This is a genomic window from Orlajensenia flava (genome assembly GCF_004801905.1).
In the GTDB taxonomy this organism is placed as follows: domain Bacteria; phylum Actinomycetota; class Actinomycetes; order Actinomycetales; family Microbacteriaceae; genus Orlajensenia; species Orlajensenia flava.
Genome location: NZ_SSSN01000015.1, coordinates 61,592 through 87,671 on the forward strand (window position 1 = coordinate 61,592; position 26,080 = coordinate 87,671).

At 70.8% G+C, this 26,080-nt stretch carries 24 protein-coding genes and 2 pseudogenes; 13 read left to right on the forward strand and 13 right to left on the reverse strand.

Annotated elements, in window-relative coordinates; translation table 11 throughout:
• Window positions 1–39: 39 nt before the first annotated feature.
• From E6C70_RS15855 to E6C70_RS15865, 3 genes are all read right to left on the reverse strand, one after another.
• Window positions 40–705: a response regulator gene (locus E6C70_RS15855; protein WP_136425480.1), complete on the reverse strand. Its 666-nt coding sequence runs from the start codon at window positions 703–705 to the stop codon at window positions 40–42.
• Window positions 698–1,864, reverse strand: coding sequence for an ATP-binding protein (locus E6C70_RS15860; protein WP_136425481.1), 1,167 nt, complete (start codon window positions 1,862–1,864; stop codon window positions 698–700). Before E6C70_RS15860 ends, E6C70_RS15855 begins: the two co-directional genes overlap by 8 nt.
• Window positions 1,865–2,050: 186 nt before the next feature.
• Window positions 2,051–2,608, reverse strand: coding sequence for a CGNR zinc finger domain-containing protein (locus tag E6C70_RS15865; protein ID WP_136425482.1), 558 nt, complete (start codon window positions 2,606–2,608; stop codon window positions 2,051–2,053).
• Window positions 2,609–2,679: 71 nt separating this feature from the next.
• Here E6C70_RS15865 and E6C70_RS15870 point away from each other — a divergent pair, with 71 nt between their 5' ends.
• Complete coding sequence (locus E6C70_RS15870) at window positions 2,680–3,642, forward strand: EamA family transporter (RefSeq protein WP_235833585.1); 963 nt, start codon at window positions 2,680–2,682, stop codon at window positions 3,640–3,642.
• An 11-nt stretch (window positions 3,643–3,653) separates the two neighbouring features.
• On the opposite strand, the gene E6C70_RS15875 is transcribed toward E6C70_RS15870, so the two are convergent.
• The 4 genes from E6C70_RS15875 to gabT all read right to left on the reverse strand — a co-directional run bounded on the left by E6C70_RS15875 (window position 3,654) and on the right by gabT (window position 9,650).
• The gene (locus tag E6C70_RS15875) at window positions 3,654–5,006 is read right to left on the reverse strand and encodes a flavin monoamine oxidase family protein (protein ID WP_136425483.1); all 1,353 of its coding nucleotides are present in this window, start codon (window positions 5,004–5,006) and stop codon (window positions 3,654–3,656) included.
• 64 nt (window positions 5,007–5,070) lie between these two features.
• On the reverse strand, window positions 5,071–6,708 hold the full coding sequence (locus E6C70_RS15880; protein WP_235833586.1) for an NAD-dependent succinate-semialdehyde dehydrogenase: 1,638 nt from the start codon (window positions 6,706–6,708) through the stop codon (window positions 5,071–5,073).
• 312 nt (window positions 6,709–7,020) lie between these two features.
• Window positions 7,021–8,295 carry a Glu/Leu/Phe/Val family dehydrogenase gene (locus E6C70_RS15885; protein ID WP_136425484.1) on the reverse strand — a complete coding sequence of 425 codons (1,275 nt, stop codon included), beginning with the start codon at window positions 8,293–8,295 and terminating at the stop codon, window positions 7,021–7,023.
• On the reverse strand, window positions 8,292–9,650 hold the full coding sequence (gene gabT, locus E6C70_RS15890; protein WP_136425485.1) for a 4-aminobutyrate--2-oxoglutarate transaminase: 1,359 nt from the start codon (window positions 9,648–9,650) through the stop codon (window positions 8,292–8,294). Before gabT ends, E6C70_RS15885 begins: the two co-directional genes overlap by 4 nt.
• Before the next feature lie 100 nt (window positions 9,651–9,750).
• Between gabT and E6C70_RS15895 the strand changes: the two genes are divergently transcribed.
• The 5 genes from E6C70_RS15895 to E6C70_RS15915 all read left to right on the forward strand — a co-directional run bounded on the left by E6C70_RS15895 (window position 9,751) and on the right by E6C70_RS15915 (window position 15,603).
• On the forward strand, window positions 9,751–11,262 hold the full coding sequence (locus E6C70_RS15895) for a PucR family transcriptional regulator (protein ID WP_136425486.1): 1,512 nt from the start codon (window positions 9,751–9,753) through the stop codon (window positions 11,260–11,262).
• Window positions 11,263–11,392: 130 nt separating this feature from the next.
• Entirely contained in the window at window positions 11,393–12,334 is a 942-nt protein-coding gene (locus E6C70_RS15900) for a serine/threonine-protein kinase (protein ID WP_136425487.1), read from the forward strand.
• 97 nt (window positions 12,335–12,431) lie between these two features.
• Window positions 12,432–14,030 (forward strand): PspC domain-containing protein, encoded by a 1,599-nt coding sequence (locus tag E6C70_RS15905; protein WP_136425488.1) that lies wholly within the window; start codon window positions 12,432–12,434, stop codon window positions 14,028–14,030.
• A complete protein-coding gene (locus E6C70_RS15910; protein ID WP_136425489.1) occupies window positions 14,027–14,446 on the forward strand; it encodes a hypothetical protein in 420 nt (139 codons plus the stop codon). Before E6C70_RS15905 ends, E6C70_RS15910 begins: the two co-directional genes overlap by 4 nt.
• 227 nt (window positions 14,447–14,673) lie before the next feature.
• On the forward strand, window positions 14,674–15,603 hold the full coding sequence (locus E6C70_RS15915) for a serine/threonine-protein kinase (RefSeq protein WP_168770991.1): 930 nt from the start codon (window positions 14,674–14,676) through the stop codon (window positions 15,601–15,603).
• Between the two features lie 18 nt (window positions 15,604–15,621).
• Here the strand turns inward: E6C70_RS15915 and E6C70_RS15920 are convergent, their stop codons facing one another.
• The 4 genes from E6C70_RS15920 to E6C70_RS15935 are packed head-to-tail and all read right to left on the reverse strand — an operon-like array spanning window position 15,622 to window position 18,140.
• Window positions 15,622–16,104 (reverse strand): GNAT family N-acetyltransferase, encoded by a 483-nt coding sequence (locus E6C70_RS15920; protein WP_136425491.1) that lies wholly within the window; start codon window positions 16,102–16,104, stop codon window positions 15,622–15,624.
• Entirely contained in the window at window positions 16,101–17,276 is a 1,176-nt protein-coding gene (locus E6C70_RS15925; protein WP_136425492.1) for a UDP-N-acetylmuramate dehydrogenase, read from the reverse strand. The genes E6C70_RS15920 and E6C70_RS15925 overlap by 4 nt, the downstream gene beginning before the upstream one ends.
• Entirely contained in the window at window positions 17,269–17,694 is a 426-nt protein-coding gene (locus E6C70_RS15930; RefSeq protein WP_136425493.1) for a MaoC family dehydratase, read from the reverse strand. Before E6C70_RS15930 ends, E6C70_RS15925 begins: the two co-directional genes overlap by 8 nt.
• Window positions 17,694–18,140 (reverse strand): FAS1-like dehydratase domain-containing protein, encoded by a 447-nt coding sequence (locus tag E6C70_RS15935; protein ID WP_207670161.1) that lies wholly within the window; start codon window positions 18,138–18,140, stop codon window positions 17,694–17,696. The genes E6C70_RS15930 and E6C70_RS15935 overlap by 1 nt, the downstream gene beginning before the upstream one ends.
• A gap of 78 nt (window positions 18,141–18,218) precedes the next feature.
• On the opposite strand from E6C70_RS15935, the gene E6C70_RS15940 reads away from it, so the two are divergent.
• Entirely contained in the window at window positions 18,219–18,986 is a 768-nt protein-coding gene (locus E6C70_RS15940; RefSeq protein ID WP_136425494.1) for an SGNH/GDSL hydrolase family protein, read from the forward strand.
• 134 nt (window positions 18,987–19,120) lie between these two features.
• Here E6C70_RS15940 and E6C70_RS15945 read toward each other — a convergent pair whose 3' ends face one another.
• Window positions 19,121–19,615 (reverse strand): FBP domain-containing protein, encoded by a 495-nt coding sequence (locus E6C70_RS15945; RefSeq protein WP_136425495.1) that lies wholly within the window; start codon window positions 19,613–19,615, stop codon window positions 19,121–19,123.
• 26 nt (window positions 19,616–19,641) lie between these two features.
• On the opposite strand from E6C70_RS15945, the gene E6C70_RS15950 reads away from it, so the two are divergent.
• Together E6C70_RS15950 and E6C70_RS15955 are read left to right on the forward strand one after the other, a co-directional pair.
• Entirely contained in the window at window positions 19,642–21,237 is a 1,596-nt protein-coding gene (locus E6C70_RS15950; protein WP_136425496.1) for a molybdopterin-dependent oxidoreductase, read from the forward strand.
• Between the two features lie 32 nt (window positions 21,238–21,269).
• Window positions 21,270–22,133 (forward strand): ribokinase, encoded by an 864-nt coding sequence (locus E6C70_RS15955; protein WP_136425497.1) that lies wholly within the window; start codon window positions 21,270–21,272, stop codon window positions 22,131–22,133.
• Window positions 22,134–22,169: 36 nt separating this feature from the next.
• Here E6C70_RS15955 and E6C70_RS15960 read toward each other — a convergent pair whose 3' ends face one another.
• Window positions 22,170–22,505: a hypothetical protein gene (locus E6C70_RS15960; protein WP_136425498.1), complete on the reverse strand. Its 336-nt coding sequence runs from the start codon at window positions 22,503–22,505 to the stop codon at window positions 22,170–22,172.
• Window positions 22,506–22,609: 104 nt separating this feature from the next.
• Between E6C70_RS15960 and E6C70_RS15965 the strand changes: the two genes are divergently transcribed.
• From E6C70_RS15965 to E6C70_RS15975, 4 genes and pseudogenes are all read left to right on the forward strand, one after another.
• Window positions 22,610–23,509: an alpha/beta fold hydrolase gene (locus E6C70_RS15965; RefSeq protein WP_136425499.1), complete on the forward strand. Its 900-nt coding sequence runs from the start codon at window positions 22,610–22,612 to the stop codon at window positions 23,507–23,509.
• Between the two features lie 260 nt (window positions 23,510–23,769).
• Window positions 23,770–23,988 (forward strand): annotated as a pseudogene (locus tag E6C70_RS17340) (sulfatase-like hydrolase/transferase); the annotation flags it as partial.
• 149 nt (window positions 23,989–24,137) lie between these two features.
• A pseudogene (locus E6C70_RS16890) lies at window positions 24,138–25,082 on the forward strand (sulfatase-like hydrolase/transferase); the annotation flags it as partial.
• Between the two features lie 74 nt (window positions 25,083–25,156).
• Window positions 25,157–26,050 carry a dioxygenase family protein gene (locus E6C70_RS15975; RefSeq protein ID WP_136425500.1) on the forward strand — a complete coding sequence of 298 codons (894 nt, stop codon included), beginning with the start codon at window positions 25,157–25,159 and terminating at the stop codon, window positions 26,048–26,050.
• Window positions 26,051–26,080: the final 30 nt, after the last annotated feature.

The following is a 26,080-nucleotide window of genomic DNA, read 5'->3' on the forward strand; positions in this document are numbered from 1 at the left end:
GGCACGCCCGATGCCGCGCCCACGCCGAGGCGGCGGTTGTCAGAGCAGCTTGCGCGCCGTCGCCCAGGCCGTGAGCTCGTGACGGCTGGACAGCTGCAGCTTGCGCAGCACGCTCGAGACATGCGTCTCGACCGTCTTGATGGAGATGAACAACGTCGACGCGACCTCCTTGTAGGCGTAGCCACGGGCGATCAAGCGCATCACCTCCTGTTCGCGGGCGCTCAGGCGGTCGAGCTCCTCATCCGTCGCCGCTGTCTCGCCCACCGCCGCACCGAACGCGTCGAGCACGAAGCCGGCCAGCCGCGGCGAGAACACCGCATCGCCATCGGCGACGGCGTGCACGGCGCGCGACACATCCGAACCCGATGATCCCTTGGTGATGTAGCCCCGAGCGCCGGCCCGGATCACGCCGACGACGTCCTCGGCGGAGTCCGAGACGCTGAGGGCCAGGAAGCGCGTGCCGGGCATGGCGGAGGCCAGCCGCTGGAGCACTTCCGCCCCGCCCGATGTCCCCGCGCTCGACCCACCGGGAAGGTGCACGTCGAGCAGCACGACATCCGGTCGCCGCGTCGTGACCACGGCGATCGCGGACTCCACGTCGTCGGCCTCGCCCACCACGTCGATGCTCTCGTCGAGATCGGCCCGGAGCCCCGACCGGAAGATCGAGTGGTCGTCGACGACCACGACCGTGAGCCGTTCAGCCACGAGCCGGCTCCGTGTCGAAGCGCAAGTGCACCTCGGTGCCACCGCCGGCACCCGGGGAAACGGATGCGCTGCCGCCCGCGCGCCGCATCCGGCCGATGATCGACTGGCGCACGCCCAGCCGGTCGCCCGCCACCCGGGCGAGGTCGAAGCCGGTTCCGCGATCGCGCACGAAGACCTCGACCGCGCGGGAGGAACCCTCGATGTAGACCGACACCTCGCCCCCGGCGTGGCGGGCGGCGTTGAGCATGGCCTCGCGAGCCGCCGCTGCCAACTCACCGGACGCCCGCTCGGTCGAGGTGCCGACGGCCACCACGTCGATGTGCACGGGGTAGTCGAGTTCGAGGGCGGCCGCGAAGTCGCGCAGATCGGTCGCCAGATCGCTGTCGGCTGGAGTGTCGCCCGCGTACAGCCAGCTGCGCAGTTCCCGTTCCTGGGCCCGCGCGAGTCGACCGGCCTCACTCGAGGCACCGGCGCGGTTCTGGATGAGGGCGAGCGTCTGTAGCACGGAGTCGTGCAGGTGCGCGGCCATCTCGTTGCGCTGCTCATCGCGGATGCGGCCGATCCGCTCGGCCTCGAGGTCGCGCCAGACCCGGACGAGAGCGGGTGCGAAAACCAGACCGATGCCCACCAGAGCTACGAGCGAGGCGACGAGCCCGGTGACGCCCGTGACCGTCCCGGACGCGAAGAAGACCGCAACCACGAGCAGGGTGAGCGACGCGACGGCGCGAACCCCCTGCTCGGTGCGGCGGCCTCGGGCGGGATCGGGCCGATCGATCAGGCTCGCCCAGGCTCCGGCCCCCGCGGCACACACGACCGTCGCGAGCAGGCACAGGGCGACCTCGGACGTCGACGATCCGCCGCGCCACACCAGCGCCATCGTCGCGAGGGCGAACAGCCCGGCGCCCGCCGCGAGCAACCACGACACGGGAGCACGGCGGGTGACAGGCTCGTCGCCCGCATCCGTCGCCTGCCGCCACGGCGTGAACGCCCACAGCCAGAGATAGAGGAGAACGCCGGCGCCCCAGACCAGCCCGGTGATGACGAACGCGATGCGCACCACCCGGACCGACCAGCCCAAGTGCTCGGCGAGGCCACCCGCCACTCCGGCGACGAGGCAATCGCGCTCTCGCACGAGGCGAGGAGCGGTTGAGGCGGACATGCCTCGATCCAACCAGACGGGGTGCCGCGGCGTGCCGTCTCTCAGGGTCGAATCAGGGTGCGGCTACGGTGCGGCGTCCGGTAGGCGCAGGCGATCGACCGGGCCGCTCAGCCCGTCCGGTAGCCGCAGGCGGTCGACCGGGCCGCTCAGCCCCGACCGGTCAGCCCAGCCGGTCAGCCCAGCCGGTCAGCCGCGGGCGTCGGACCGGCGCTCGCGGAACGCGCTGACGGCCACCCGGTTCCCGCACCGCAGTGAGCAGTACCTCTTCGAGCCGTTGCGGGTGAGGTCGACGAGCACGCCGTCGCAGTGCGGAGCTTCGCACACCCGCAGCCGCGACGTCTCGCCCGAACGGATGACGTCGATGAAGGCCATCGACGCCTCCACCCGGATGCGCTCGGCCAGCGGCGCGTCGGGTTCGGTCGCGTGCAGGTGCCAGTCGAAGCCGTCGTGCTTGGCGAGATGGGGAAGCGCGCCCGCCTCGCGGAGCATGGCGTTGACCTCCTGGACGGCTTCAGGCGTGTCCAGGTCCCAGATGCGCCGCAGCCGCGCCCGCGCCGAACGCACCTCGGCCAGCTCGGCCTCGTCGTGGTCGATGCGGCCGGAGTACGGGTGCTGCTCGAAGATCGCGTCCAGGTCCTTCTCGGTGGAGAGCTCGTCGCGTCCGCTCGCCGACGCCGTCGGGAGCGTGTTCGCGAGCGCGGCGACGAACTGGAGGGCATCATCCGTATCATCAGCAAAATGCACCTTGACTCCTTACGCGCTCGGCGAGTACCGTCATGAGTGTAACGGATGTAGCTCATTACATGGAGGTGCTTATGGCGATCATGTCGCGGGCGTCGAGCGGCCTGCTCCTCGCGATCACGTCCACCATCACCTTCGCGCTCTCCGGCGCCTTCGTGAAGCCGCTGCTCGAGAGCGGATGGACGCCCGGGTCGGCCGTGATCGCCCGCGTGCTCATCGCGGGGGTCGTCCTCTCGCCGTTCGCCGCCGTCGCCCTGCGCGGTCGGTGGCGCACCATCTGGACCGGTCGCCGACGCATCATCGGCTTCGGACTCATCCCCGTCGCCGCGACCCAGCTGGCCTACTTCGCGGCCATCGCGCGCATCCCGATCGGCATGGCCCTCCTCATCGAGTACCTCGCGCCCGTGCTGCTGGTGCTGCTCGCGTGGGCGCGGACGCGATCCGTCCCCCCGGCGGTTGTGATCGTGGGCAGCGTTCTGGCTCTCGGCGGTCTCGTGCTCGTCATCGGGCCGGGTGTCGCCGGGCCCATCGACCTGCTCGGCGTGCTGTTCGCCGCGACGGCGGCCATCGGGCTGGCCGCCTACTTCCTCATCGCCGCGATGCCCGACGATGGGGTTCCGCCGGTCGCGCTCGCCGCATCCGGTCTGCTGCTTGGAGGTGTCGCCCTCCTGGCGCTCGGCCTCGTCGGCATCGTTCCGCTCGGAGCGACCTTCGGTACCGTCGACCTCCTGGGTGCCACCGTGGCGTGGTGGATTCCGCTCGGCGTCGTCGCCCTGCTCGCCACGGCCGTCGCCTATGCCACCGGCATCGCCGCGACCACGCGCCTGGGCTCGCGGCTGGCGTCCTTCGTCGGGCTGCTCGAGGTGGCCTTCGCCGCCCTGTTCGCCTGGATCCTCTTGGGCGAGGCCCTCTCGCCGCTCCAGCTCCTCGGGGGCGTGCTCATCATCGCCGGCATCGCGTTCGTCCGTGCCGAACGCGGCGCGGACGCGGTGAGCCCCGAATCCGAGAGGGTGACCACCTCGGCCGAACCTGCCTGAGCGCTCGGTTTCTAACGGGCGGCGAGGATGGCGGCAGCCGTCTCGTGGCCGACGCGAATGGCGCCGTCGACGTGCTGGTAGCCCTTGCCGGCCATGTCGCTGCAGGAGAAGTGGATCGGTCCGACGGGCGCCCGCAGGTCGGCTCCGTACCGGGCCAGGCCGCCCATGTCGAAGCTCGCGGCGTAGGCCCCGCGCGTCCACTCCTCGCTCCCCCAGTCGCTCTCGTAGTACACCTGCGGCGTGAGCGCCTTCTCGCCGTAGTAGGTGGCGAGGGAGGCGAGGATGCGCTCCCTGCGCTCCTCGGCCGGCACCGCGAAGACGCCGTCGGCGTTCTCATCCGCGACGAAGCCGACGAGCGTGCCGCGCGGGTCTCCGTGGTAGCTGTTGTCGTAGGCCTCGTGGACGAGCTGGTAGGGGCTGAAGGCGGTACCCGAGAGCCCGTCCTCACGCCAGAACGGCGTGTCGTAGACGGCGTGCACCTTGATGACCAGGCCCATCGAGAGGTGCTGGTGCAGCTGGTGCTGGCGGCGGGGCAGCGGCGGCTCGTAGCTCACGCGGCTGATGAGCACCGGCGGCACGGCGAGGATGGCGAAACGCGCGGTGACGGTTATGCCGTCGGAGATCGCGGTCACGCCATCCGTTCCCCAGCGCAGGGTGCGCACCGGCTGATTCGTGAACACGTCGCCGCCGAGGCGCTCGGCCATCAGCAGCGGAACCTGCTGCAGGCCGCCGACGACGCGCTCGTCGAGAATGAAGTCGGCGTCGACCAGGTTGGAGAAGCTGCCGGCGGATGCGGCCATCAACAGCGCCTGCAGGGCGGAGAAGGCGTGCGCCGGCTTGGTGAGCATCGCCCCTGCGATGAACATGCCGATGTTGTCGCGCGCCTCCTGGTCGTCGGTCTGCGTCTCGAGCCACCGGGCGAACGAGATCTCATCGAGCTCCCGGGCGAGCGGATGCGCCCACGGACGGTCGGGGTCGATCTCGGCCACGAGCGCGTCGAGCTTGTCGATGAGGCCGACCATCTCCTGCTCCGTGCGGGCGGGGACGGGGAAGATCTCGCCCTCGAACAGGCTGCGCTCACCCGCCGCATTGATGTAGACGTTCTGGCCGGCGCGGTAGCGCGAGTAGGTGGACAGGCCGAGGTCGGCGAGGGTCTCCTTGAGCGCATCCTGGTCGGGCGAGACCCACTGGCCGCCGATCTCGAGGGTGGCTCCGTCGATGTCGTTCGTCCAGAGACGGCCGCCGACGCGATCGCGAGCCTCGAGGACAGCGACGCTGAGACCCGCCTTGACGAGGTCGGTAGCAGCCGTGAGGCCCGATGCTCCGGCGCCGATGATGACGACGTCGCGTTCGATGTGTTCCATGGTGTTCTTCCTCTTGCTGGTCAGGCTCGGGGTGTTCGGGCTCGGGGTGTTCGGCTCGTGATGTTCAGGTGGGGATGAGCGTGTACTTGGTGGAGAGGTACTCGTGGATTCCCTCGAGGCCACCCTCGCGGCCGAGGCCGGACTGCTTGACCCCGCCGAAGGGAGCGGCGGCGTTCGAGACGAGTCCGGTGTTCAGACCCATCATGCCCGTGTCGAGCCGGTCGATCATCCGGTGGCCGCGGGCGAGATCGGCGGTGAACACGTAGCCGACGAGCCCGTACTCGGTGTCGTTGGCGAGGCGCACGGCCTCATCCTCGTCCGAGAACGTCGTGATGGCCAGCACGGGCCCGAAGATCTCCTCGCGGAGGATGTCGCTGCCGGTGGCGACGTCGGTCAGCACCGTCGGTGCATAGAAGGAGCCGTCGCGCTCGGGACGGTGGCCGCCCGTGAGCACGCGGGCACCACGGTCGACGGCATCCTGAACCAGAGCCTCGACGGATGCCACCGCCTTCTCCTCGATGAGTGGCCCGATGCTGACGCCGTCCTCCGTGCCGCGGCCGACGCGCAGGGCGTTCACCCGCTCGGTGACGCGTTGGGCGAACTCGTCGGCGACATCCGCGTGCACGATGAAGCGGTTCGCCGCCGTGCAGGCCTGGCCGATGTTGCGGAACTTGGCGAGCATCGCCCCGTCGACGGCCTTGTCGAGGTCGGCGTCCTCGAAGACGACGAACGGTGCATTGCCGCCGAGTTCCATGGACGTGCGGAGCACGCCATCCGCGGCCTGGGCGATGAGGCGGCGACCGACAGCCGTCGACCCGGTGAAGGAGAGTTTGCGGAGCCGCGGGTCGGCGATGATGGGCGCCGACACCGCGGCGGAATCGGAAGTCGTGATGACGTTGACGACTCCGGCCGGCACCCCGGCGTCCTCGAGCAGTTGCGCGAACAGGAGCGTGGTGAGAGGGGTGAGCTCGGCAGGCTTGATCACGACGGTGCAGCCGGCGGCGAGTGCCGGCGCGATCTTGCGTGTAGCCATGGCGAGGGGGAAGTTCCACGGCGTGATGAGGAAGCACGGGCCCACCGGACGCTGCGTGACGACCATCGTCCCCGCGCCCTCGGGGCTCTGCCCGTAGCGCCCCGAGATGCGCACCGCCTCTTCGCTGAACCAGCGCAGGAACTCGCCCCCGTACGTCACCTCGCCACGTGCCTCGGCGAGCGGCTTGCCCATCTCGATCGTCATCAGCAGCGCGAAGTCATCGCGGCGCTCCTGAAGCAGCTCCCACGCTCGTCGCAGGATCTCGGCGCGCGCCCGCGGTGCCGTTGCTGCCCATGCCTCGGCGGCCTCGACCGCGGCGTCGAGTACGCGGATGCCGTCGGCCGGGCTCGCGCCGGCGATCGTCTTGATGACGCGTCCCGTCGCGGGATCGTGTACCACAATGCCGGTTCCCCCGCCGTCGACCCAGGCGCCGCCGATGTACAAGCGATCGGGCACGCGAGCGAGCAACTCGAGCTCGACGTCGGCGGTGTCGGCGGTGTGCGCGATGTGCTTAAGGACGGCGATATCGGTGGTGTCGGTAGCGTCGGCGATATCCGTGGTGCCGGCAACGTCGGCGATATCCGTGGTGCCGGCAACGTCGGCGATATCGGTGGTGTCGGCGGCGTCACTGGTGTCGGCGGTGCCGGCGGTCATGGTGGTGTCGGTCATGACATTCCTTCCATCGAGCATCCGCGGATGCCCTGGGCTTGAATCAGGTCGAACTGCGAGGCGATGCGCGTTATGGCACTTTCTCTCGGCGGGATGCGCGTTATTGCACCGAACTGGCTCGGGGCGGGCGGCGTAGGGAGCTGGGTCGGCGGGCGATCGGGTACTTGCTCGCCCGGGATGCGCGTTATGGCACTTTCTCTCGGTGGGATGCGCGTTATTGCACCGAACTGGCTCGGGGTCGGGTCGGGTCCGGGGTCACGGCGGGACGTGTCGCGTCGGGATCGAGCCGACGTCGCGGCGCGCGGCCCGGCGTCAGGGGTACAGTCCGCGCAGGCGGTGGGCCTCGGCGACGCGTTCGACCGCAAGCACCGTCGCGGCCTCCCGCAACGAGAGGTCGCGAGCCTCCGCGTAGGCGACGACCTGCTCCCAGGCTCCGCGCATCCGGTCGGCGAGTCGGGTCTCGACCTCGTCGGCCTTCCACCAGTAGGCCTGGTTGGCCTGCACCCACTCGAAGTACGACACCACGACGCCTCCCGCGTTGGCGAGGATGTCGGGCACCACGAGCTGGTCATTGGCGCGGAACACCCGGTCGGCCGCCGGCGAGGTGGGTCCGTTCGCCCCTTCGACGATGACGGATGCGCTGACGCGGTGCGCGTTGCCCTCGTGCAGTACGCCCTCGACCGCCGCGGGCACGAGCAGGTCGAGGTCGAGCTCGAGCAGCTCGTCGCCGCCGAGCGCATCGGCATCGGCGAACCCGACGACGCTTCCGGTCTCGGCGACATATGCCGCCAGGCGTTCGACGTCGAGTCCTGACTTGTTGTGGACGGCCCCGTACTGGTCGCCGACAGCCACCACCCGGAGGCCCGCCTGGCTGGGGAACAGCGCGGCGTCGCGGCCCACCTTGCCGAAGCCCTGGACGGCGGCGCGGGCTCCCTCGACACGGATGCCGCGGTGCTGCAGCGCCGCGAGCGCGATGTGGGTGACGCCGCGTGAGGTGGCGCTGGCTCGACCCTGCGATCCACCGAGCGCGATCGGCTTGCCCGTGACGATGCCGGGCACGGTGTAGCCCGTGCTCACCGAGTACGTGTCCATCATCCATGCCATGGTCTGCTCGTCGGTTCCGACGTCGGGGGCCGGGATGTCGCGCTCCGGGCCGATGATCGGCAGGATCTCGCTGGTGTAGCGGCGGGTGACGCGCTCGAGCTCCGCGATCGAGAACTGGCGCGGATCGATCGCCACCCCGCCCTTCGCCCCGCCGTACGGCACGTCGATGAGCGCGCACTTCCACGTCATCCACATCGCGAGCGCTCGCACCTCGTCGAGGTCGACTCCGGGTGCGTAGCGGAGGCCGCCCTTGGCCGGTCCGCGCGAGAAGTTGTGCTGCACGCGATAGCCGCGGAACAAGCGGGTCTCGCCCGAGTCCGTGCGGAGTGGGACGCTCACCGTGAGTTCGCGACGCGGGGTCGCGAGCATCTGGTGCAGGCCGTCGGGGTAGCCGAGGAAGCCGATCGCGTCGGAGAGCTGCGCGTGCGCATCCTCGAGCGGGGTCGCGAGCGGGGCGAGAACGGGCGCCGTCACGAGGCTCATGCGGTCGCCAGCGCTTCCGCGATCACGTCGAGCCCCTCGGTCAGCAGGTCGTCGCCGATCGTGAGCGGCGGCAGGAAACGGATGACGTTGCCGTAGGTTCCGCAGGTCAGCACGATCACACCCTGGGCGTGCGCCGCCGACGCGACACGAGCGGTCAGCGCGGCGTCAGGCGCATCCGTCTCGGGGTCGACCAGTTCGATCGCGATCATCGCGCCGCGGCCTCGCACGTCGCCGATGCGGGGGTCGGATGCCTGCAGCGCGGTGAGGCGATCGATCAGCAGGCGCCCGATGTCGCCCGCCCGCTCGATGAGACCCTCCGACGCGTAGGACTCGATCGCGGCGAGTGCCGCGACACAGGCCAGCGGGTTTCCGCCGTAGGTGCCGCCGAGTCCGCCGACCTGGGCGGCATCCATGATGTCGGCGCGACCCGTGACGGCCGAGAGCGGCAAGCCACCGGCGATGCCCTTCGCGGTGACGACCAGGTCGGGGACGATACCCTCGTGCTCACTGGCGAACCACGCGCCGGTGCGGCCGAAACCGGACTGCACCTCATCGGCGATGAAGACGACGCCGTTGGCGCGCGACCACTCCAGCAGGGTAGGCAGGAAGCCGGCCGCGGGAACGATGAAACCGCCCTCCCCCTGGATGGGCTCGATGATGAGAGCGGCGAGATTCTCGGCGCCGATCTGCTTCTCGATCTGGAGGATCGCGGTGCGCGCCGCCGTGACCCCGTCGATGCCGCCATCCCGGAACGGGTAGGAGAGCGGAGCGCGGTAGATCTCGGGGGCGAAGGGGCCGAAGCCGTTCTTGTATGGCTGGTTCTTGGCGGTGAGGCCCATCGTGAGGTTGGTGCGGCCGTGGTACGCATGGTCGAACGCGACGACGGCCTGCCGCCCGGTGTGGTGGCGGGCGATCTTGACCGCGTTCTCGACGGCCTCGGCTCCCGAGTTGAACAGCGCGCTGCGCTTGAGGTGGTCGCCCGGCGTGAGTCGATTGAGCGCCTCGGCGACGGCGACGTACGACTCGTACGGCGTGATCGTGAAGCAGGTGTGGGTGAAGGCGTCGAGCTGCGCCTTCACCGCCTCGACGACGCGCGGGTGAGAGTTGCCGACGCCCGTGACGGCGATACCGCTGCCGAGGTCGATGAGCGAGTTGCCATCGACGTCGACGACCACTCCACCTCCTGCCGCTGCGGCGAACACCGGGAGGGTGGCTCCGACACCGGCGGCGACGGCATCCGTCTTGCGGGTCATGAGCGCGCGCGAGAGGGGGCCGGGGATGCTCGTGACGAGTCGCCGCTCCTGGACGATGTCGGGTCCGCCGACGGTGCGGGCGGGTGCGTCGATGGTGGTCATGATCACTCCTGTGTGGTTCGGGCGACGGTGCGATGCTAGGCGGCGTTCGGGCACAGCACGATGGACGAGACGTACACTTGAGCGGATCACGTTAGACATCATGTACAGGAGTTCCGTGCTGCCCACGCTCCGCGCCCTGCTCGCCCGCGACGACCTCGCCCTGAGACTCGCGACTCCCGCGCCGGCCGCAGCGCTGGACTCCCCCGTGCAGTGGGTGCACAGCTCCGACCTGGTCGATCCGACCCCGTTCCTGGCGCCCGGGCAGGTCCTGCTGACGACGGGCACCCAATTCGACCAGACGGATGCCGACGACTACGTCGCCAGACTCGTCGATCGCGGCATCACGGGCCTCGGGTTCGGCACGGAGGTGATTCGAGCGGGCACGCCGGTCGCGCTGATCGAATCCTGCGGCGTCCGCGGACTGCCGTTGTTCGAGGTGCCCTACCGCACCCCGTTCATCGCCGTCGCCCGCACGACCGCCGAGCTCATCGCCGCTGACGCCTACGCCCGCCACACCTGGGCACTCGACGCCCAGCGTGCCATCTCGCTCGCCGCCCTGCGCGCGGACGGACTGCACGCCGCTCTCGCCGAGCTCGCGCGCGTCCTGGCAACGGGCGTCGCCCTGTTCGACGCCGGGGGCGGGCTCGACCGGGTGTTCCCCGCCGATGCCATCGACCCCATCGCCCTCGGCGTGGTGCGGCGCGACGTCGAACTGCTGCTCGCCCGCGGCCAGCGCGCCAGCGCGACGGTCGAGGCGGGAGGTCGCTCCCTGCAGTTGCACACCCTGGGCGGCCGCGGTCGCCTGCGGGGTGTCCTCGCCGTCGGCGCCGACCTCGACGAGCAGGGCCGCGAGGTCGTCGCATCCGTCGTCGGTCTGGCCAGTCTCGCGCTGGAACAGGCGCGTGAGCTCGACCGCACCCGGCAGCGGATGCGCACCGGCCTCGTCCATGCTCTGCTCGCCGGCGAGACCGAGCTGGTCGCCCGGGTCGCTCCCGACCTCGGCGGGGCGCTTCCGGAGGGCGAGGTCCGGGTCGCCATCGTCGCGGTCGACTCCGATCGACGCGACGCCCTGGACGAACTGCTCGAGCGTCGCGCGCGACAGTCGACCGGCGCGCTGTTCTTCGGGCGCACGGATGACGGCGTGCTCCTCGTGGTCGACGCCGCCGCGTCGCGCACGCTTCGGGAGCTTCCTCGACGCTTCGGTGCGCGCGTCGGCGTCTCCGGGCTCGCATCGAGGGAGCAGCTGGCCCCTGCGCTCGCGCAAGCCAGGGACGCGCTGGCCACCCTCGACGAGCCCGGCACGCGAGGCTTCGACGAGCTCGCCGCTCATGGCATAGTCGACTCGCTCGCGCGTGGCGGGACCCGCGAGCTGGCCCGCGCCGCCATCGCCCCGCTCACCCGACACGACGCCGACGCCGGCACCGAGCTGGTGGCCACGCTGCGGGCGTGGCTCGAGGCCGACGCCCAGTACGACCGGGCGGCCGCCGCCCTCGGGGTCCACCGGCACACCGTCCGCGCCCGGATCGCCCTCGCCGAGCGCGTATCCGGACGCGACCTCGGCACCTTCGCGGGCCGAGCCGAATTGTGGGTCGCGCTGGTCGCATCAGCCTGAGACGGTGCCGATCCCGGGACATCCGAAGGGGTCGTCCGATCCGAATAAGGGGTGACCCGGTTACGCAGCGGGGCCATCCCCGGTAGACCCGAGGAAGAGCTCGTTCGCAGCCGCACGAGGATGGAGGTGCATGATGCAGGAGTCGCTGATCGGTGACCGCTACCAGCTCACCGCGCCGATCGCCCGGGGCGCGATGAGCGCCGTGTATTCCGCCCACGACCGCGTCCTCGACCGCGAGGTCGCCATCAAGTTCCTCATCGGGGACGGCAGCGGCGACGCCTCCGATCGCGCCGAGCGCGAGATGCGTCTCGGGGCGAGCGTCGACCACCCCGGCCTCGTCGAGATGCTCGACGCCGGCTACGCGGCCTGGCGGGGTTCCCGCATCCGCTTCCTCGTGCTGGAGCGCCTGAACGCCCCGTCCCTCCAGCAGCTCCTGCAGACGGCACCGCCGAGTGCGGCACTCATCGCCGAGATCGGCGAGCAGGTCGCTGACGCGCTCGCGTGCCTGCATCAGCGCGGTGTCCTGCACCTCGACGTGAAGCCGGCGAACATCATGGTCGAGCGTGTTCCGACCCTGCGGTACTCCCGACGGGTCCGCCTGATCGACTTCGGCCTCGCCGAACGCATCGACGGCATCCCGCACCGCCCGACCCCCACCGCTATCGCCACCGCCGGCTACCTGAGCCCCGAGCACGTCGCCGGCATCCCCCTCACCGGCGCGAGCGACGTCTACTCCCTCGGGCTCGTGCTCCTGCGCTGCCTCACCGGTCACGACGAGTACGAGGGCACCGCAGCGGATGCCGCGCTCGCTCGGCTCTCCCGCGATCCTCGCGTCCCGCTCGACGTGCCGGAGGGCTTCGCCTCGATCCTGTCCGCCATGACCGATCGGACGCCGGCATCGCGGCCCCGTGCCGAGGACGTCGCCGACGCGTTCTCCGTCCTGCGCCCCGTCGATTCCCGCGCGAGGGTCGATGGCCGCCGACGCGCACCCTCGCCCATGACACGGCTGCGCTCCCTCATGCGCGGCACCCGATCCGCGGGCGCGAGCAGCTCGTTGCCGATCGCCGTCTGAGCTCGATCAGGGCAGGATCTCCGGTTCCCGTCACTCAGGGTGCGATCAGGGTGGTACCCGATGGCGGCACTCCCGGCCGGTGAGCCAGCATCGGATCATGACTTCGAACTCCCCTGCTCCCGGTCTCGACGAGCCGACACCTGATCCCCGCCCGACCACGGGCGGCGCTGCGGAATCCGGCTTCTTCGCCTGGCTGCGCTCGTTGCGCGTCCCCCGGCAGCCGGGCTGGCTGGGCGGCGTGTGCGCCGGCGTCGCCGCCCGACTCGGCATCGACCCGATCATCGTTCGCGGCATCGTCGTCGTGTTCGCCCTGTTCGGCTCTCCCGTGCTGCTGGCCTACGGGGTGGCGTGGCTGCTGCTGCCCGACGCGACGGGTCGCATCCACCTGCAGGAACTGCTGCGCGGCGTGTTCGACAGCGCCATCGTCGGCATCGCCATCCTCATCATCTTCGGCGTCGTGCCATACGGATTCGGGATCGGCCCATTCATCGGCGGCCTCGGTGATGGCGCGGCGTGGTCGGGAGGGGTGTGGAACGGCGCATTCGGTTTCCACCTCGGCCCCTTCGTCACCTTCATCGTCCTCGCTGGGGCGATCACGGCGCTGATCGTGTGGCTGGTGCGCCGGCGCGATGCCACGCCCATGAGCGGCTACGGGTCGGCCGGCTACGGCCCGGCGGAGACGACGACGGATGCCGCACCGCCCGCCACGTCCGATGCCGGGACGACGGAGGCGCTCGCCGGCGCCGCCGCAGCGACGCCGACCGAGTCCCCCGCCTCCGATGCCGCGGCACCGGTCGAACCCACGCGACCGGATGCCGCGGTCGGAGCGGATGAGTACGTCGCCTGGAAGCGCCAGCACGACGAGTGGCGCCGCGACTACGACGCGTGGAAGCGTTCGCAGGCCGAATCGGACCGAGCGGCCCGCGCGCAGCTCGCCGCCCGGAACAAGGCGCAGGCAGCCGAATTCCAGGCCCGCGCGATCGAGGCAAGGCGCACTCGTCGCCTCACGCGGCCGCGCATCAACTTCGGCTACTTCATCGCCGTGCTGGGCGCCGCGCTGATCGCGGGAGCGATCGGCGGAATCATCGCGGCGGGCGATGCGTCGATCGCGCCGTACACCTGGACGGTCAGCCTCGCCGGCGCAGCCCTCGTCACCGCCGCGGGCATGGTGGCCGCCGGCATCGCGAGGAGACGCAGCGGATGGCTCGCCTTCGTCACCATCGCGCTGCTCGTTCCCGCCCTGATCTCGGGGGCGGTGCCCCGCACGGCCGAGTTGCGCTTCGGAAGCTTCGACACGAGCCTGACCAGCACGCGCAGCATCGTCCAGCCGCTGGGGTCCACGTTTCTGACCGTCGACGATTCCACCCGCAAGGCCGCCATCAGACCGCGGCTCGAACTCACCCAAGGGGCGGGAACGGTGTACGCGGAGGTGTCCGACGACACCGTTCTCAGCATCGACGCCACGGTCGGCAACGGCTCCATCACCTTCTACTACGTCGACGCGGCCGGCAATCAGACCTTCGAGAAGGCGGTCAAGCTGAGCGGCTCCGGCACCGATCACTGGGCCGGATGGAAGGGCGGCGGCGGTGTTCCTCATGCGCCTGACGCGCAACTGGTCGTCCGGGGCGGCAACACCGACATCACCGTCGTCACCCACGAGAAGGCCGCCGTCACGAACGAGGAGAGCAACAAGTGAGCGACACCGAGGCCCTGAGCGCCGAACCGACCGACCCCACCGCTCCTCTGCTGCCAGCGGCCGCTGACAGCGCGCGGACCACCGCGGCAACGCCCGCCGCCACCGCGACGCCCGCCGCCATCGCGACGCCCGACACCCCCGTGATGAACGCCGCCCTCGGGACGAGCGCCGCTCCCGCGCCGACGGCGCCACGCATCCGCTGGGCCGCCATCGTCTGGGGCCTGTTGTTCGCGGGCATCGCATCGGCGCTCCTCTGGGTCGTGACCGACGTCGGCAATCGGGACGCGGCATCCCTCTGGCTGAAGACCGTGTCGCCGGCGACCCTGGTGCTCGTGATCCTGCTCGTCGTCGGCGGCCTGTTGCTCGTCGCCGGACTGGCGAGCCTGCTGCGCCGAATCACCTCCGGCCGCAGCTGAGACCTCCCGCGTCGGGGGCGCGGGAGCCGGTGCCGGGAGCCGTGGGGGCGCGACTCCCGGCACGATGACGCTTTTCGGACGTGAACCGGGGTTTGTTCGCGATCCTGCGCACACCGTCCGTTTGCACCATTCATATAACGTTCAAGGTTTCCCGGCTGCTGGATGTGGCTCCGGAGCGGTAGAAATAGAGCATGCCGCGGGGTGGCGGTGATGAGGGGATGGGATTCGTGAGCGAATCGACGGGGGACATGCAGCCGAAGCTGCTGGAGGGCCGTTACGAGGTGCGGTCGCTGATCGCGCGCGGGGGCATGGGATCGGTCTTCAAGGCCTGGGACATCCGGCTGCACCGCAGCGTCGCCGTCAAGGTGATGAACCCCGAACTGACCGAGGACGAGAGCGCCCGCGTCGATCGCGAGATCGCGATCGCCAGTCATACCCATCACCCGGGATTCGCCGAGGTGCTCGACATCGGCGTCGTCGACACTTCGACGGATGAGCGCCGCTTCATGGTGATGGAACTGGTCAACGGCGGCTCGCTGCAGGAGGCCATCGTCGAAAGCGCCCCCGACCTCAAGACCGTCGCCGAGATCGGAACGCAGGTCGCCGACGCCCTCGGTCACCTGCACCTGCGCGGCGTGCTGCACCTCGACGTCAAGCCCGGCAACATCCTCATCGAGCACGTGCCCACCCTCGGCTTCACCCGCCGCGCCCGCCTCATCGACTTCGGAATCGCGCAGCCCATCGACGGTCACGGGCGTGCGCCGGGCCGCAGCATCGTCGCGAGCGCCGCCTACATGAGCCCCGAACACGTCGAGGGCCTCCCCCTCGGCGGCGGGAGCGACGTGTACTCGCTCGGACTCGTGCTGCTGCGCTGCATCACGGGCCGCGAGGAGTTCACCGGCACCCAGGCCGACGCCGCCATCGAGCGCCTGCGTCGCGATCCCGAGATCCCCGAGCTGCTGCCGACCGGCTGGTCGCAACTGCTCGCCGCGATGACCTTGCGCGCCCCGGCCGGCCGGCCCACCGCGCACGACGTCGCGGGAGAGTTCGACGCGTTCGCCCGCGCCTCGCGGCACACGCCGATAACGTTCACCCCGACGCGCTCACCGCTCGCCGCCGCGGACGACGCCCTCTCGACCGCCGAACTCGCCGGCTGAACGTCCCGCCGACACGCGTCAGGCGAGCGGAAGCAGGTAGGTCTGCATCGGGCGCCCCGACACGGGGTGCGGCCGCACCTCGCCGACCTCGACCCAGCCTGTCGCTCGATACAGTCGGACGGCCGTCTCGTTGGCCGTGAGCACGTGGAGAACGATTCTGGGCCGCCCCTCCGCGCGGGCCGCGTCGACCGCGGCCGTCAGGAGCCGCCCTCCCAGGCCCGCTCCTTGCCCCTCGGGAGCGACGGCGAGGAGGCTGAGGTAGGCAGCGTCAGCAGGGTCGCCGTCGAATCCGAGGCCGGACTCGGCGACCAACGCGAACCCGACCGGGGTGTCACCGTCGACCGTGACGATCCACGCGACGCGGGGCGCATCGAACTTCTCGCGGATGCGGATGGCACCGGCTTCGCTCAGGGCGATCCCGTCCCGCTCGGCGACCGCGCGAAGCCATAGGGCAACGCATGCCTCGACATCGCCCTCCGCGCCGTCGCGCAGTGTCGTCACAGCTCGACGCCGACGATCACCGGTTCCGGTTGCAGGATGATGCCGAACTCCGCCTGCACGCGCTGCTGCACGAACCGAGCCAGCTGCCCGATCTCGGCGGCGGTCGCTCCCCCGCGGTTCGTGATGGCGAGCGTGTGCTTGCTCGAGATGGCGGCCTTCGATCCGGGGAGCGCGAACCCGCGCCGGATACCGGCCCGCTCGATCAACCACGCCGCGGAGAGTTTCACCAGGCGCGGCTCCGTCGATGCGATCACCACCGGAGCGGCGAGCGCCTCCTGCGCCGCCTGCCACGGGTCGAGGTCCGGCCGGTTGAGGGGCTCGATCACGTCGGGCTCCTCGGGCGTCATCGGCCAACGCGGCGCATCGGCGGGAAGTTCTCGTGCGAAACTCTCGCGAACGATCGGGTTCGTGAAGAACGAACCCGTGCTCCAGGTGTCGTGATCGTCGACGTTCAACACCATCCCCTTGGATGCGCGCAGCGCGAGCACGGCATCGCGCACGGCCGCGATGGGCACCCGATCGCCCAGCTGCACGCCGAGCGTCGAGGCGAGCTGGGCGTACTCGACGGGTCGGCCGAGCGCCTCGCCGAGCACCTCCCGTTCGGCCGCCGCGTCGTGCAGCGACAGTTCGACGGAGATGACGACGCCCGCGCGACCCTGCTTGAGGGTGGAGGTCCGGTAGCCGAGACCGAGCTCGGCGGCGGGCACCCGTTCGACCTCACCGGTGTCGTAGTCGAGCAGCTCGATGGCCGTCAGCACGCTCGACACCTCTTGGCCGTACGCGCCGATGTTCTGCATGGGGGCGGCGCCGACCTGGCCGGGGATGCCGCTCAGCGCCTCGAGGCCCGCCCATCCGTTCCGCACGGCCTGGGCGACCAGCCCGTCCCACGGCTCACCCGCCTGCACGCGCAGACGCACGGTTCCCTCCGGAGCGTCCGGCAGCACCTCGATGCCCCGGGTCGCCACGCGCAGCACGGTGGCCGCGAGGGGCTCGTCCCCGACGAGCAGGTTCGATCCGCCTCCGAGCACGAGCAGCTCGCCGCCCGACTCCCACACGGCGAGCGCCGTATCAACCAGGTCGCGCTGCGTCGTCGCCGTCACGATGCGCTCCGGCACCCCGCCGACCCGAGTCGTCGTCAGCTCGGCAAGGGGAACGGCATCCGTCTCAGGCATGGTCGAGGGCGACCCGCACCTGCGCCTTGCCGAGGACGGTCTCGCCGTTGAAGGTGACGGTGAGGTCGATGCGCGCCGTGCCGGCATCGCTGTCGAGCTGCCCCACCTTCGCCACCACCCCGACGCTCGCCCCGTCGGTCGGGTCGACCAGCACCGGGCGGGTGAACCTCACCTGGTAGTCGGTGACCCGGGCGGGGTCCCCGATCCAGTCGACGACGGGCTGGACCGCCAGGCCCATGGTGAGCATGCCGTGGGCGAGGACGCCCGGCAGACCGACGGATGTCGCGACGTCGTCGCGATAGTGGATGGGGTTGAAGTCGCCCGACGCGCCCGCGTAGCGCACCAGCGAGTCACGGGTGAGGCCGAACGCCGCCTCGGCGACCACGTCGCCCACGGTCAGGTCGTCGATGGAGGGCATCACTCGTCTCCTCGCACCACGAGCGCGGAGACGGCGGTGGCCACGTGAACTCCGTCGGAATCGGTGATCGTGGTCTCGGCGGTCACCAGGCCGTGTCCGCCGAGCGTCTTCACGCTCGTCACCGCGAGCTGCGCGGTGAGCAGGTCGCCCGCGACGATGGGCCGGCTGTAGCTGAAGCGCTGGTCGCCGTGGACCACGCGGGTGAAGTCGATGCCGGAGTCCGGCTCGGCGAGCAGCTGACCGAGAGTGGTCTCCTGCAGCACGATCGCGAACGTCGGAGGAGCGACGACGTCGGCGTGGCCGGCTGCCCGGGCGGCGTCGACGTCATGGTTGATCGGACTGGTGGCGAACACGGCACGGGAGAATTCGCGCACCTTCTCGCGCCCCACCAGGTACGGCGGCGCCGGCGGGAAGGCGCGGCCCTGCAGTTCGGGGTTCACAGACACGCGCCCAGCCTACCGGGGCCGCTCGCGACCGTTCGGGCGGCGGTCCGAGGCGGCGACGGGCGGGATTAGGCTCGTCGCGTGCCTCAGTTCCGCAGTTTCGTCGCGATCGGCGACAGTTTCACCGAGGGTGTCGGAGACGACCTCGCCGACGGCAGCGTTCGCGGATGGGCGGACTTCGTCGCCGTCGGGCTCGCGCAGGCCGCGGCGCCCGAGCGGGTCACCTACGCGAACCTCGCCATCCGTGGCCGCAAGCTCGGCCCCATCATCGACGAGCAGCTCGAGCCGGCCATCGCGCTGGCGCCCGAGATGATCAGCTTCAACGGCGGCGGCAACGACATCATGCGCCCGAAGATGCCGACGGACCTCGTGGTCTCGCGCTTCCGCGGGGCGATCGAGCGCATCCGTGCGGCAGGCATCCACGCCCTCATGCTCTCGGGCGCGAACCCGACCGACCACCTTCCGCTGGGTTCGGTGTTCGACAAGCGCGGCGTCGCGCTCACCGCGGCGCTCGTAGACCTCGCCGACCAGCCGGGTGTGACATTCGTGGACAACTTCTCGGATGTCGGGCTCCGCGACATCCGCTACTGGTCACCGGACAAGCTGCACCTGAACGCCCTCGGTCACGCCCGGGTCGCCTCCAACGTGCTGACCGGGCTCGGGGTCGCCGTTCCGACGGAGTGGGGCGTCGAGGAGGTGGCCGCTGGGCCCGCCGGCGAGAAGGGCCGCCGGACCGCCGCGTACTACCGCGAGTACGTGCTGCCCTGGATCGGGCGCAGGCTCACGGGTCGCTCCTCCGGCGACGGCCGTGCGGCCAAGCGCGCCACCCTGGAGCCGGTCGCGCTCTGATCGCCGCCCGCTGAAGCCGTCACGCTGCCCGAACGGACGGATGCCGCCGCCTCGGCAGCAGCATCCGTCCAGCTGAGCAGCGCAATGGACGCGACACGAGAGCGCCGGAGAGTGCAGGCGAGGGAGCTGGCGCGTCAGCCCTCGCGGACGCTCGACAGGAAGCGTCGTGTGCGCTCGGCCAGGCCGGAGATGCGCGCATCCGTGTGGCCGACCGCGGGAACCTCGAGTGGCGCGAGCGGCGCCCCGAGCCGCACGTTCTCGGGGCAGGAGAGGTCCGAGCAGATGTACTGGCCGACGCTGTCGCCGCGCTCGCCCGCCTCGCCGACCCGACGGGCCGTGAACAGCGACACCTGGTCGGCCGGTTGCAGCGTGTGGCAGAGGCTGCAGTAGGCACTGCGATTGTGCGGCATCGACGTCTCGGCCGCGCGCAGCACGACGCCGACCGGCTCTCCATCGACCTCCGTGACGATGTAGCCACGACGGGGAGCCTTGGGATCCCGCCAGCCGAGGAAGTCGATGCGCTCCCAGTCGGTGAGCAGGTAGTCGACCGGGAGGGCGACGGTGCGCTCCTCCTCGGCGGTGGAGTTCATGAGCGACGTGCGGATCTCATCCTCGGTCAGCGGCTGCACTGGCGAACCTCCCTGTGCTTCTCCTGATGCGATCCAGTCTAGACAGCGCCGGGATCTACGCTGGTGCGGTGACCACTTCGACCCGGGCGACCGGCTGGCTCGCCGCGTTGTGCGGGCTCATCGCCGCCGCCGTCACCCTCGCGGTCGCCGAGCTCATCGCCGTCTTCGTCGGAGCGGAGGCCAGCCCGCTGTTCGCGGTCGGCGCGTGGGTCATCGACCTGGTGCCCGGCGGATTCAAGACCATCGTCATCGACCTGTTCGGCACCGCAGACAAGGCCGTCCTGCTCATCGTGCTCGGCCTGATCGTCACGGCCGCCGCGGCTTGGGCGGGATGGCTGGAGTTCCGCCGTCCGCCGTGGGGCACGGTCATCCTGGTCGTGGTCTCGGGCATCGCCGTCTTCGCCGTGCTCACTCGCGCGGGCGCCGGAGTGTTCTCGGCGCTGCCGACCGTCGTCGGGATGGTGACGGGCGCGCTCGTGCTGCGCGCGGCCATCCGTCGCCTGCATCGTTGGCGTGATGCGACGGATGGCGGACAGCGCGTCACCGCGGGCATCGACCGCCGATCCTTCGTGCTCTACTCGGCGCTCGCCGCCGCCGCGGCCGTCGTCGTCGGGACCGGCTCCCGCATGGTGAACGCCGGCAGCGCGGCCGTCCACTCCGTGCGCGATGCCCTCCGGCTGCCGGCTCCGGCCTCGGCCGCGCCCGAGGTGCCGGCGGGGGCGGAGCTCGCGCTCGACGGGCTCTCGCCGTACATCACGCCGAACGGGCAGTTCTACCGCATCGACACGGCCCTGCAGGTTCCCGCTGTCGACCCCAACACGTGGAAGCTGCGCATCCACGGCCTCGTCGACCACGAGGTCGAACTCACCTGGGCGGAGCTGCTCGACCTGCCGCTCATCGAGCACGTCGCCACCCTGAGCTGCGTGTCGAACGAGGTGGGCGGCGACCTCATCGGCAACGCCCTGTGGCTCGGCTACCCCATCCGCGAGCTGTTGAAGCGAGCCGGCCCGCAGTCCGGCGCCGACATGGTGCTCTCGCACAGCGTCGACGGCTGGACCGCCGGCACCCCCCTCGACGTGCTGCAGGACGCGGGCACCGAGGCGATCCTCGCGGTGGGCATGAACGGCACTCCCCTGCCGATCGAGCACGGCTTCCCGGTGCGGATGGTCGTGCCGGGGTTGTACGGCTACGTGTCGGCGACGAAGTGGGTCACCGAGCTCGAGGTCACCCGGTTCGCCGACGCGATGGGCTACTGGACCGACAAGGGCTGGAGCGCGAAGGGACCGATCAAGACCGAGTCGCGCATCGACACCCCGCGTGCTGGCGCAGGAGTATCCGCGGGCTCGGTCGCCGTGGCCGGGGTGGCCTGGGCGCCGCACACCGGCATCACGGGCGTCGAGGTGCGCGTCGACGGTGGCGAGTGGCGGCAGGCGCGGTTGGCAGACTCGGCGTCGGCCGACACCTGGCGACAGTGGGTCTACGAGTGGGATGCGCCGGCGGGCGGGCACGAGCTCTCGGTCCGCGCGACGGATGCGAGCGGTTACACGCAGACCTCGAGCGAAGCGCCACCCGCGCCCGACGGCGCGACCGGCTGGCACACGGTGTCGGTCACGGTCCACTGACGACCGACGCACCGGGTGGGTACGGTGGGCGGATGGATGAACGGATGTCTCAGCCCGGCCAGGTGATCGTGGTCGGGTCCGTGAACGTCGACCTCACCATGCGCACCGATTCGATCGTCGCGCCCGGCGCCACCGTGCCCGGCCGCGACTTCGCCACCCTGCAGGGCGGAAAGGGTGCCAACCAGGCCGTCGCCGCGACGCGAGCGGGAGCGTCCACGAGCCTGGTCGCCTGCATCGGCGCTGACGCATACGGCGAATCCGCGCGCGCCGCCCTGCGTGATGCCCACGTCGCCGACGACCGGGTGCGCGTCATCGGGGATTCGCCGACGGGGATGGCGTTCATCCAGGTGGCGGACGACGGCGAGAACGCCATCGTGGTGGTCGCCGGCGCCAACGCGGAACTCTCCCCCGCCGACGTCGACGCGGCATTTGGCGAGGTGACCGGGGAGCCGCCGGTCGTCGTCCTCGGACTCGAGACCCCGTTCGCCACGATGACGCACGCGGCACGCGAGGCATCCGCTCGGGGATGGACGGTCATTCTCAACCCGGCTCCAGCACGCGCCCTTCCGTCCGACCTGCTGCCGCTCATCGACGTGCTGGTGCCGAACGAGCACGAGGCCGAGGCCTTGGGTCACTCGACGATCGACGACCTGCTCGCGGCGGGCACGCACGCGGTCGTCGTGACTCGCGGGGCACGGGGGGCGCGCATCCACACCACCGGCGAGGTCACCGACGTGCCCGCCGTCGCGGTTAGCGCGATCGACACGACCGGTGCGGGCGACGCGTTCATCGGCGCGCTCGCCGCATCCGTCGCCGCAGGTGCGTCGCTCGTCGATGCCGTCGGGGCCGCAGCCCACGCGGGCGCAGACGCCACGACCCGTATCGGCGCCCGCTGAGGCGCGCCGCTGAGGCAGCCCGCTGAGGCGCGCCGCTCAGGACGCGAGCATCCAGACCAGCGCGGCCGCGTTGACGAGGGCTGTCGCTGCCGGACCGAACGTCTTCACCCGGTCGGGGATGCGGGCGCCGATGACGGCGTCGACGAGCTGCACGATCACCATCGCGAGCGCGACGGCGGCGACGAAGGCGACGGATGTCGTGAATAAGGCGACGATCGCCGCGATCGCCAGCGCGAGGCTCCGCGAGAACGCGTACTCCGAGGCCGTGCGCGCACCGGCATCCGCGCCGCGAAGCCCGGCGATGGCGTACCCGAGGCTCACGAGCGCACTGATGAGGGTGATGGCGGCGCAGAACCAGAAGGCGATGGTCACGGGTTCATGGTAGCCGGGGGGACGGGGCCTCCCGGCGCCAGAGCTTGACGCACCCCCGTCACCGCTCCGTACAATCCGCAGGACGGGGTTGACGAGGAGACACCATGGCTGATCACCGATTCAGGCTCCACACCGGGCGGCACATCGGGGTGTCCGCGGCGGGGGATCCGCTGTCGCGACGGCTGGTGGTGTTCTGCCACCCCACTCCCGGCTCCGGGGGCTTCGATCCGAATCCGATCGTGACGAATCGGTGGGGCGTGCACCTGCTCGCGGTCGACCGGCCGGGCTACGGCGCCTCCGATCCGTGGCCGAGCGGCGTCGCGCCGTCCATCCAGGGCTTCGCCGAGGACATCTTCGAGTACGTCTCCCGGTCGGAGTCGATCGCCATGAACGTGGAGCACACCGACTTCGGGCGCATCGGGGTGATCGGCTGGGGCACCGGTGGCGCGGTGGCGCTCTCCCTAGCTGCCCAGCATCCCGACAAGGTGGACCGCCTCGTCATCGTCGGAGCCGCGTCACCCGACGCCTCCGGGAACGGCCGCGGGCCCGGCAACGCGCTCGAGGGTGCCGACGTCGGTCGAAACACCTCCGTCGATGCCCTCGCCGAATCCTTGCGCGACCGCCTGCCCTTCACGACGGACACACTCGGGGTCGATGACGACGATCCCGCTTTCGCCATGCTCGGTCTGGAAGGTCGCGTGCAGCGGATGCTGCAGGACGCCCAGGCGCAGGAGGCAGCCGGAGTCGCCACCGATCTGCTCGCCCTCCGCGACGACTCCTGGGCCGACGACCTGTCCTCGATCACCGCGGAGACGATCATCGTCTATGGAGACGGCGACCCGATGTCGGACTCGGAGGATGCCAGCGTGTTCGGCAAACGCATCCCCGGAGCGCGTCGCGCTCGGGTGCAGGACACCGGCCGTCTCGTGATCGCGAGCGCGTGGCGCCAGTTGCTCGAGCACGTCGCGCCCGACCACGGTCGAGTGCCGGAGGAGATCCGCTAGGTGGGGTCTCCGCTCGCCGCGGCGCCCTGACATTCCCCTGACGTTCCCTGCATCCGACGTTTACCGGGGGCGAACAGAATGTGGCCATGAAACGCGTCGCCGTTGTCGTGGTCGCCATCGCCGTGACCCTGCTCGTCTCCTCGTGCGTCGCGGCGCCGGCGGGCGCTCCCGCCTCGTCTCCGGTCGGCACGGCCGGCGCCACCCGGCCCAACATCGTCTTCGTACTCACCGACGACCTCGCCATGAACCTCGTCAGCCGCATGCCGCACGTTCAGGCGCTCGGGAAGGCGGGCGAGACCTTCGGCAACTACGACGTCGTCGACTCGCTCTGCTGCCCATCGCGGTCCGCCATCTTCACGGGCGAGTACCCGCACGACGACGGCGTGTTCACCAACTCGGGGACGGATGGCGGCTACTCGGCGTTCAACTCCAACGGCAACCAGCAGCGCTCGTTCGCCGTGGCCCTGCAGAAGGCCGGCTACCGCACCGGATTCATGGGCAAGTACCTCAACGGCTACGCCGTGACGGACCCGGTGCCCCCCGGCTGGAACGAGTCGCCGGGCAGGCCGGCTACCGCGAGTTCGACTACGACCTCAACGAGAACGGCCACGCCCAGCACTTCGGGAAGGCGGCCTCCGACTACATGGTGGACGTGCTGGCGAAGAAGGGCGCGGCGTTCATCGACTCGTCGACGTCGTCGCACCAGCCGTTCATGCTGGAGGTGGCCACGTTCGCGCCGCACGCGCCCTACACGCCGGCGCCGCGCTACGCGACGGCCGACCAGGGCGTCGCGTATCCGAAGACCCCTGCCTACGACGCGGCACCGACCAACCCGCCCAGTTGGCTCGCGGGACGCCCGCCGCTCACCGCGCAGCAGCAACAGCAGATGCGCGCCTCCTACGACAAGCGCCTCGAGGCGGACCGGGGCGTCGACGACCTGCTCGGCCACCTCCAGGACGAGCTCACGGCTCGCGGGGTCGCCGGCGAGACGGATGTCGTGTTCAGTTCGGACAACGGCTATCACATGGGCGAGTACCGGCTGCTGCCCGGCAAGCAGACCGCCTTCGACAGCGACATCAACGTTCCCCTCGTCGTCGCCGGTCCGGGCGTGCCGGCGGGTCGGGTCGAGACCTCCCTCGTCTCCAACATCGATCTCGCGCCGACCTTCGAGACCCTGGGCGGAGCACCGGTGGGCTCGAACGTGGATGGCGTGAGCCTCGCCGACCTGTGGCATGGCCACACGCCGGCGTCCTGGCAGCAGGCCGTGCTGATCGAGCATCACGGGCCGAACGACGCCAAGGGCGATCCCGACGCGCAGAACCAGCAGCACGCCGACCCGCCCTCGTACGAGGCCGTCCGCACGGCCACCGCCCTCTACGTGCGATACGCGAGCGGTGAGGAGGAGTACTACGACACGACTCATGACCCGAACGAGCTGACCAATATCGCGGCGCAGGGCGTTCCGCCCAGCCTGCCTCGAGCCCTCGACGCGCTTCAGAACTGCCATTCGGCATCGGCGTGTCAGGCGGCCGCGCGCATCACCTGGGCTCCACCCGTCATCGCGCCGTCATAGCGCTCTCACAGAGAGGCCATGGTCGGCCCACAGTCTGTCCTCTCACACTGAGTCGACACGACGAGGGAGGCGACATGGCCCGCACGAAGGCGACAGACCCGCGCTGGATCGACGAGAACGGCGAGGTGATCGACGAGGACCACCGCGGCCTCGTCTACGACATCCGGACCCTGGTCGACCGGCGGCGCGCACTCGGCATCTTCGGCGGCCTCGGCGCGACCGCGCTGTTGGCGGCCTGCTCGTCGACCGGCGCGACGGCCACCGCGAGTTCCACGGCGAGCGCCAGCCCGACGCCCGCGACGGGCGCGGCGACGGCGACTGCGACCGCCGCGGCATCCGGCCCGATCGCCGAGGTGCCCGATGAGACCGGCGGACCCTATCCCGGCGACGGGTCGAACGGCGTGAACGTGCTCGACGACTCCGGCATCGTGCGCAGCGACATCCGTTCCAGTTTCGGCTCGTCGTCGACGGTGGCCGCCGGCATCCCGATGACCATCGAGCTCACGGTGCGGAACGCGTCGACCGGCGCGGCACTCGTGGGGGCTGGCGTGTACGTCTGGCACTGCAACCGCGACGGCGAGTACTCGTTGTACGGCAATGGACTCACCAACGAGAACTACCTGCGCGGTGTCCAGCCGACGGATGCGACGGGTGTCGCCCGGTTCACCTCCATCTATCCGGCCTGCTACTCGGGACGCTGGCCGCACGTGCACTTCGAGGTGTACTCCGACGTTGCCGGCGCCGTCGCCAACGGACCCATCGTGAAGACGTCGCAGATCGCCCTGCCCGCCGAGATCGACTCGCTCGTCTACGCGACGGCGGGCTACGAGCAGAGCGTGCGCAACCTCGCCCAGACCAGCCTGGCCCGCGACATGGTGTTCGGCGACGACCAGGGCATCCACCAGATCGCGAGCATGTCGGGTTCCGTGGCGAGCGGGTTCACCGCCGCGCTCACGGTCGGCGTCTGAGGGCTGTCAACCCCACGGGTCGGGGCGGAT

What these genes read in the sequence shown, in the direction of transcription:
- E6C70_RS15860 (WP_136425481.1), bottom strand. Translation starts at nt 1,864, where the DNA reads ATGTCCGCCTCAACCGCTCCTCGCCTCGTGCGAGAGCGCGATTGCCTC.
- E6C70_RS15955 (WP_136425497.1), top strand. Translation starts at nt 21,270, where the DNA reads ATGGATGAACGGATGTCTCAGCCCGGCCAGGTGATCGTGGTCGGGTCC.
- E6C70_RS15950 (WP_136425496.1), top strand. Translation starts at nt 19,642, where the DNA reads ATGCGATCCAGTCTAGACAGCGCCGGGATCTACGCTGGTGCGGTGACC.
- E6C70_RS15965 (WP_136425499.1), top strand. Translation starts at nt 22,610, where the DNA reads ATGGCTGATCACCGATTCAGGCTCCACACCGGGCGGCACATCGGGGTG.
- E6C70_RS15905 (WP_136425488.1), top strand. Translation starts at nt 12,432, where the DNA reads ATGACTTCGAACTCCCCTGCTCCCGGTCTCGACGAGCCGACACCTGAT.
- E6C70_RS15875 (WP_136425483.1), bottom strand. Translation starts at nt 5,006, where the DNA reads ATGGAACACATCGAACGCGACGTCGTCATCATCGGCGCCGGAGCATCG.
- E6C70_RS15900 (WP_136425487.1), top strand. Translation starts at nt 11,393, where the DNA reads ATGATGCAGGAGTCGCTGATCGGTGACCGCTACCAGCTCACCGCGCCG.
- E6C70_RS15885 (WP_136425484.1), bottom strand. Translation starts at nt 8,295, where the DNA reads ATGAGCCTCGTGACGGCGCCCGTTCTCGCCCCGCTCGCGACCCCGCTC.
- E6C70_RS15975 (WP_136425500.1), top strand. Translation starts at nt 25,157, where the DNA reads ATGGCCCGCACGAAGGCGACAGACCCGCGCTGGATCGACGAGAACGGC.
- E6C70_RS15870 (WP_235833585.1), top strand. Translation starts at nt 2,680, where the DNA reads ATGGCGATCATGTCGCGGGCGTCGAGCGGCCTGCTCCTCGCGATCACG.
- E6C70_RS15930 (WP_136425493.1), bottom strand. Translation starts at nt 17,694, where the DNA reads ATGCCCTCCATCGACGACCTGACCGTGGGCGACGTGGTCGCCGAGGCG.
- gabT (WP_136425485.1), bottom strand. Translation starts at nt 9,650, where the DNA reads ATGACCACCATCGACGCACCCGCCCGCACCGTCGGCGGACCCGACATC.
- E6C70_RS15925 (WP_136425492.1), bottom strand. Translation starts at nt 17,276, where the DNA reads ATGCCTGAGACGGATGCCGTTCCCCTTGCCGAGCTGACGACGACTCGG.
- E6C70_RS15895 (WP_136425486.1), top strand. Translation starts at nt 9,751, where the DNA reads ATGTACAGGAGTTCCGTGCTGCCCACGCTCCGCGCCCTGCTCGCCCGC.
- E6C70_RS15880 (WP_235833586.1), bottom strand. Translation starts at nt 6,708, where the DNA reads ATGACCGACACCACCATGACCGCCGGCACCGCCGACACCAGTGACGCC.